Source organism: Mycolicibacterium arseniciresistens (assembly GCF_030519285.1).
Classification (GTDB): Bacteria; Actinomycetota; Actinomycetes; order Mycobacteriales; family Mycobacteriaceae; genus Mycobacterium; species Mycobacterium arseniciresistens.
Window position 1 is genome coordinate 1 of the sequence record NZ_JAUMSQ010000258.1, and the last position, 6,790, is coordinate 6,790.

The window sequence follows — 6,790 nt, forward strand, 5'->3', positions numbered from 1 at the left end:
CGCCCGCGCCCGCCAGGGCGGCGAAGGTGGGCTGGGTCGCCGCGAGCGCGGCCGTCAGCACCCATGCGACGGGTGTGCCGTGCTCACCCGCCCACACCGCGAGGCCGGCGAACATCAGCACATCGGAGGCGCGGTCGCCGAGTTCGTTGACGACGAAGCCCCACGGCGTGCCGATACCGCGGGCGCGGGCGACCGCCCCATCCAGGTTCGCGCCCGCCAGCCGCACCGCGAGGAACGCCAGCGCGGCCAGCCAGCACCCGTTCGCGACGGCCACCGCCGCGCACGCCGCGGCGCCGACGCCCGCGGCCGTGTAGACATCGGGCGAGATACGATGCACCACAGCGTGTTCCACGAAGCGATACAGTCGCCGAGTGTACCACGGCTTGAGTGCGTAGAGGCTCTGCACACCGCTCATCGTCGCGTGGCGGAGGAGGTGTCCGACACCGTAGTTCTACCTGGATCGCGCTCAGGCGGTGCGGCGCGCCACCACCACCTGCGGGCTCAGCAGGCCGCTGCGCAGGTCGAGTTCGATGGCCGGGTCCGCGTGCGCGGCCAGCGCGCGCAGCGCCGACGGACTGTAGGTGCGCAACGAGCTGATCACCCCGTCGTGGACGAACGGCACGAACGGCGCCAGCGGCAGCATGGTCGCCAGCCGCAGCAGGTGCAGCGGGGCGGGCGGTCGCGGCAGGTCGATGACGAGCAGCGCGTCGGCGGCCCTGGTGCCCTCGGCGAGCACCCGCGCGGCCGCCACCGGCGGCAGGTGGTGGAAGGACAGCACGAACACGGCGAGGTCGAACGCGCGGTCCGGCGCGTCGATCGCGGTGGCGTCCATCTCGCGGACGGTCACCCGCGGGTCGGCGCCGAGGTCGCCCGCGGCGATGGCGGCGACCGAGTCCGGGTCGACGTCGGTGACGGTGAGTTGCGCGGTCGGATGCTGTTGCAGGATCTCGCGCGACAGGCCGCCGTGTCCGGCGCCGAGTTCGAGCACCTTCGGGTCCGGAACATCGGCGAGTTGGGCCAGGGCGATGCCCGCGAACCTCTGGTGGTTGCCGAAGAACTCCCCGGTGCGGTCCAGCGCCCGGATCACGCTGCGCTTGGTCCGGTCGTCGACGTCGTCGCGGTCCAGGTACTCGAGGCGGTCGGTCTGCAGCAGCCGGTCGAGGCACGACGCGTCCGGCCCGCCGCGCGGCATGCTCCCGATACCCTTCGCTCGCCCGCCCACAGCGGCCATCATGGCATGCTGAACCGGCGCGCAGGTCCAACGCACGGAGGTGGTCATGAGGGTCTTCGTCAGTTGCGCGCCGGCCGACCGCGCTCTCGCCGAGCAGGTCAGCCGCGAACTGTCCCGCGCCGGCCACAGCGTCTGGTTCGACGGCGACATCAGCGGCGCCGAGCAGTGGTGGCGGCGTTGCATCGACGGGGTCCGCGACGCCGACGTGTTCCTCACCGTCTGGACGAACAACCTGGCGGCGGCCAGACCCGCGACGGCGCTGCTCCAGCATGCCGGCGCCCTCGGCAGACCCGTGCTGGCCGTGCGGTCCGGCCAGGTCGACCGGCCTGATCTCGGGCCGACCGTCACGATCCTCGAGTTCGGTGACGGCGCCCTGGGTCCGACGGTGCAGGCGATGGCTCAGCAGACCGGCCCGTGGCCGAACACCCAGGCTCCGCCGCCGCCGTGGCCGTTCGCCTACCTGTACTCGTTGCGCGAATTCGTCGCAGCGCCGGTGCTGCCCGCGCACGATCAGCAGCAACTGCTCGCCCGGCTGCGGGCGGCGTCGGATGAGGACGGGCAGTACCCCGCCGTCCGCGACGAGGTGACTGCGGTGGCCGCCGGGTTGCGCAACCGCCCCGACCTCGATCCGGCGCTGCGGCCGCAGCTGGACGCGCTGGCGCCGCCGCCCGAGCAGGTTGCGCCGCAGCAGTACTGGTCGCCGGCTCCGCAACCCCCGACGCAGTACTTCGCCCCGCAGGGCTTCGCGCCCCAGGGTCATCCGGGCTATCCGGGCTATGCGCCGCAGGGCTTTCCGGGATATCCACCGCCGCCCACGCGGTCGACGAGCGGGCGGACGCTCGCCATCATCGGCGCGGTCGCCGTCGTGGTGATCATCGCGCTGGTGGCCGGCATCGTCCTGCTGACCCGGTCCGACGACGGGTCCGCCGGCTCCTCCGATGCCTCCGGTTCGGGCACCTCCGAGCCGGACACCGACGATCCGGCCGTCCAACTGCTCGCCGACGGCATCTCCGTCGGCAGCCGGGTGGCGCCGGTGACCATCGACGTCTTCAACGACGCACTGTGCCCGGCCTGCGGCCGATTCATCAGCCTGTACGGCGATGACATCCGAAGCGCCGTGCTGGACAACGAGATCCAGGTGCATTACCACGTGGTCGCGATTCTCGACGACTACTCCGCCAGCGGCGACTACTCGTCCAGGGCGGCCGCCGCCGTGTACTGCGTCGCCCAGGACGGCGACGTCGACACCTTCGAGAACTTCTACTCGGCGCTGTTCGACCCGGTCTTCCAGCCCGAGGAGGGCGGCACCAGCGACCACACCGACGACGACCTCGCCGACCTGGCCACCGAATCGGGAGCGCCGGCCTCTGCGGCCGAGTGCATCACGTCGGGAACCGACGCCAGCGCGGCGGCCCGGCGCACCGCCGCGGCACTGACCACCTTCGAGGGCCTCGGCGGCGAGGGCGTGCCCGCGGTGTACGACGACGGTGTCGAGGTCGACGTCCAGCCCGGCTGGGTGGACGCGCTCACCCGGTAGCCTCAGCCCGCATCACATCACCGAAGGAGTTGCGAGATGGCCGATTTCGTCGCCGCGATCGACCAGGGCACCACCAGCACCCGCTGCATGATCTTCGACCACGACGGCGCCGAGGTGGGCAGGCACCAACTCGAGCACGAGCAGATCATGCCGAAGGCCGGCTGGGTGGAGCACAACCCCGTCGAGATCTGGGAGCGCACCGCGTCGGTCATCATGTCGGCGCTCAACCGCACCGACCTGTCGGCCACCGACCTGGCCGGGCTGGGCATCACCAATCAGCGTGAGACGGCGCTGGTGTGGAACCGGCGGACCGGCAGGCCCTACTACAACGCGATCGTCTGGCAGGACACCCGCACCGACCGCATCGCCTCCGCACTGGACCGCGACGAGCGCGGCGAGACCATCCGGCGCAAGGCGGGACTGCCGCCTGCCACCTACTTCTCGGCGGGCAAGGTGCAGTGGATCCTCGACAACGTCGACGGGGTGCGCGACGCCGCGGAGAAGGGTGACGCCCTCTTCGGCACGGCCGACAGCTGGGTGGTGTGGAACCTCACCGGCGGGCCGCGCGGCGGAGTGCACGTCACCGACGTCACCAACGCCAGCCGCACCATGCTGATGGACCTCGAGACCCTGGACTGGGACGACGAGTTGTTGTCGTTCTTCGGGATTCCGCGTCAGATGCTGCCCGAGATCAAGCCGTCGTCGTACCCGCAGGCGTACGGCACGACGCTGGCCGACGGGCCGCTCGGTGGCGAGGTGGCGCTCACCGGCATCCTCGGCGACCAGCAGGCGGCCATGGTCGGGCAGGTGTGCCTGGACGCCGGTGAGGCCAAGAACACCTACGGCACAGGCAATTTCCTGCTGCTCAACACCGGCGAGAAGATCGTCCGGTCGGAGAACGGGCTGCTGACGACGGTCTGCTACCAGTTCGGGGACGCGAAACCGGTGTACGCGCTGGAGGGTTCGATCGCCGTCACCGGCTCGGCCGTGCAGTGGCTGCGCGACCAGCTGGGCATCATCAGCGGCGCCGCGCAGAGCGAGTCGCTGGCCCGGCAGGTCGACGACAACGGCGGTGTCTACTTCGTGCCCGCGTTCTCGGGGCTGTTCGCGCCGTACTGGCGGTCCGACGCCAGGGGCGCGATCGTCGGGCTGTCGCGGTACAACACCAACGCCCACGTCGCGCGGGCCACACTCGAGGCGATCTGCTACCAGAGCCGCGACGTCGTCGACGCGATGGAGGCCGACTCGGGCGTCCACATGGAGGTGCTCAAGGTCGACGGCGGCATCACCGCCAATGACCTGTGCATGCAGATCCAGGCCGACGTCCTCGGCGTCGACGTCGTCAAACCCGTCGTCGCCGAGACGACCGCGCTCGGCGCCGCGTACGCCGCCGGGCTCGCCACCGGGTTCTGGGAGAACGTCGACGACCTGCGCGCGAACTGGCAGGAGGGCAGACGGTGGACGCCGGACTGGAGCGACGAGCAGCGCCAGGAGGGGTACGCGGGCTGGCAGAAGGCAGTGCAACGCACCCTCGACTGGGTCGACGTCGAGTGATCCCGCTACGGGGCGAAGCCGGCGGGCAGCTCGATGTCGTCGACGGCGAGGTTCTCCTCGAGGTGGGCGACCGACGACGTCCCGGGGATCAGCAGCACGTTCGGCGCCACCGCCAGCGTCCACGCCAGCGCGACCTGTGCCGGGCTGCGGCCGAGGTCGGCGGCGGCCTGCTTCACGGCGGGATTGCCCAGCACCGGATTGTCGGCGGAGAAGCCCGAACCCAGCGGGAAGAACGGCACGAAGGCGATGTCGCGCTCGACGCACAGGTCGAGCACCGGCTGTGAGGTCCGGTCGACCAGGTTGTAGGCGTTCTGGACGGTGACGATCTCGGTGCGCTCGAGGGCGAACCGCAGGTGGTCCACCGAGATGCTGGACAGGCCGATGCCGCCGATCAGCCCCTCGTCGCGGGCGGCGATCATCGCGTCGAGCTGGCGGCCGAACAGCTCGGGGTCGACGTCGCCCACCGCGTTGGGATCGCCGGAGTGGATGCGCAGGTTGACCGCGGCCAGCCGGTCGGTGCCCAGCGTGCGGAGGTTCTCTTCGATGTCGGCGCGCAGTTCGTCGGGCTGCTGCGCGGCGGTCCAGTTGCCCTGGTCGTCGCGGCGGGCGCCGACCTTGCTGACCAGCACCAGGTTCTCCGGATACGGGTGCAGCGCCTCGCGGATGAGCTCGTTGGCCACATTCGGGCCGTAGAACTGCGCGGTGTCGATGTGGTCGACGCCGAGTTCCACCGCGCGGCGCAGCACCGCGATGGCGGCGCCGTGGTCTCGGGGCGGGCCGAAGACGCCGGGGCCGGGCAGCTGCATGGCGCCGAAGCCGACGCGGTGCACGGGGTGAGAGCCGATATGGAAGGTCGTCATGTCAGGTACTGACGCTATCCCGGCGCGATTTCATCCGCCGGACCCGTGATCCGGACGAGTTGCTTGCCGAAGTTCTGCCCCGTGAACAGGCGTCGCAGGGCGTCAGGAGCGTTCTCCAGCCCCTCCACCACGTCGATGTGGTCCTTGATCTTGCCCTCGGCTGCCCATGCGGCGAGCTCGCCGACGGCCTCGCCCACCCGGCCGAAGTAGTCGAAGATCAGGAATCCGCGCATGGTGCCCCGCTGCAGCACGAGGTTCGTGAGATTGCGGATGCCGTCTTGTGCGCCGGGATCGCTGTAGCCGGCGACGGCGCCGCACAGCGCGATACGCGCGCCCGAGGCGAGATTCGCGAGCACCGCGTCGAGCACCTGGCCACCGACGTTGTCGAAGAACACGTCGACGCCGCCGGGGCAGGCGGCACGAAGGCGGGCGGGGAAGTCGTCGGCCTTATAGTCGACGGCCTCGTCGACACCGACCTCATCGCGCAGCCATGCGCACTTGCGGGCGCCGCCGGCTATACCGATCACGCGACAACCCTTGAGCTTGGCGATCTGACAGACGATCGCCCCGACCGCGCCTGCGGCGGCGGAGACGACCACGGTGTCTCCGGCTTCGGGGCTGCCCACGTCGAGCAGGCCGAAATATGCGGTGAGCCCCGTGATGCCGAACAGCGACAACGCGGTTGCGGGGTCGACACCGGGTGGGAGCTTGAGGGGCGCGACGAGGCCGCCGAACGCCGACCCGTCGCTGACGGCGAAGTCCTGCCAGCCGAACGCCCCCGAGACCAGATCGCCCACGCTGAACGACGGGTGCTTCGACTCCACGACGGCACCGACGGACGCGGACGCCATCACCTCACCCAGCGGAATGCGGGGGATGTAGGTGTCGATCGACATCCAGCTTCGCTGGGCGGCGTCGCAGCTGAGCCACTGGTTCCGAATGAGGAATTCGCCGTCACCGATCGACGGCACCGGCTCTTCCCGCCACTCGAAGTGTTCGCGGCCGACGACGCCCCTGGGACGCTCGGCGAGTACCCAGCGCCGATTGATGTCCGGCATGTTCGCCACCTCTCGATCGGCGTGTGACCACCGATCTCACCGCACGCGACACGATTTCGGCGCGGTTTCGTCCGGTGAGCGAACGAAACCGCGCCGAAGTCACGAAATCAGTCGGTTTCGCCGAGGATGCCGTAGATCTCCCGGCGGGCGTTGTTGACGATGTCGACGATGCGCGGCTGCTGCTCGGGCGTCGCCGCGTGAGCGGACTGGGCGATCGCGCCCATCAGCTGGCCGACCGCACTGCGCAGGTTCATCGCGCCGGGGTCGGCGTCGGCGGTGATGTCGTCCCACGGCGCCGTCTCGATCTTGTCGGCGGCGGTACGTCCGTCGTCGGTCAGGTCGAAGAGCTTCTTGCTGCCGTCGGACTCGGTGGCGATCAGCAGGCCCTCGTCGACGAGCAGCTGCAGGGTCGGGTACACCGAGCCGGGGCTGGGCTTCCACAGGTCCTGGCTGCGGGCGGCGATCTCCTGGATCATCTCGTAGCCGTGCATCGGCCGCTCGGTGAGCAGCTTGAGGATCGCGGCGCGCACGTCGCCGCGCCTGCCGCGGC

At 70.6% G+C, this 6,790-nt stretch carries 7 protein-coding genes; 2 read left to right on the forward strand and 5 right to left on the reverse strand.

Translation table 11 applies throughout. The features are described 5' to 3' along the window. A partial coding sequence (locus Q2100_RS24510; RefSeq protein WP_328518137.1) for a CDP-alcohol phosphatidyltransferase family protein occupies window positions 1-340 on the reverse strand: 340 nt, incomplete at its 3' end. Between the two features lie 126 nt (window positions 341-466). Continuing rightward, window positions 467-1,231: a class I SAM-dependent methyltransferase gene (locus tag Q2100_RS24515; RefSeq protein WP_302916147.1), complete on the reverse strand. Its 765-nt coding sequence runs from the start codon at window positions 1,229-1,231 to the stop codon at window positions 467-469. Window positions 1,232-1,277: 46 nt separating this feature from the next. Here Q2100_RS24515 and Q2100_RS24520 point away from each other — a divergent pair, with 46 nt between their 5' ends. After that, entirely contained in the window at window positions 1,278-2,768 is a 1,491-nt protein-coding gene (locus tag Q2100_RS24520; protein WP_302916148.1) for a TIR domain-containing protein, read from the forward strand. 36 nt (window positions 2,769-2,804) lie between these two features. Continuing rightward, a complete protein-coding gene (glpK, locus tag Q2100_RS24525) occupies window positions 2,805-4,322 on the forward strand; it encodes a glycerol kinase GlpK (protein WP_302916149.1) in 1,518 nt (505 codons plus the stop codon). 5 nt (window positions 4,323-4,327) lie between these two features. On the opposite strand, the gene Q2100_RS24530 is transcribed toward glpK, so the two are convergent. From Q2100_RS24530 to Q2100_RS24540, 3 genes are all read right to left on the reverse strand, one after another. After that, entirely contained in the window at window positions 4,328-5,182 is an 855-nt protein-coding gene (locus Q2100_RS24530) for an oxidoreductase (RefSeq protein ID WP_302916150.1), read from the reverse strand. 14 nt (window positions 5,183-5,196) lie between these two features. Further along, window positions 5,197-6,240: an NADP-dependent oxidoreductase gene (locus tag Q2100_RS24535; RefSeq protein ID WP_302916151.1), complete on the reverse strand. Its 1,044-nt coding sequence runs from the start codon at window positions 6,238-6,240 to the stop codon at window positions 5,197-5,199. 107 nt (window positions 6,241-6,347) lie between these two features. After that, window positions 6,348-6,790, reverse strand: a 443-nt coding sequence (locus tag Q2100_RS24540) for a PadR family transcriptional regulator (protein ID WP_302916152.1), incomplete at its 5' end; no start/stop codon positions are given.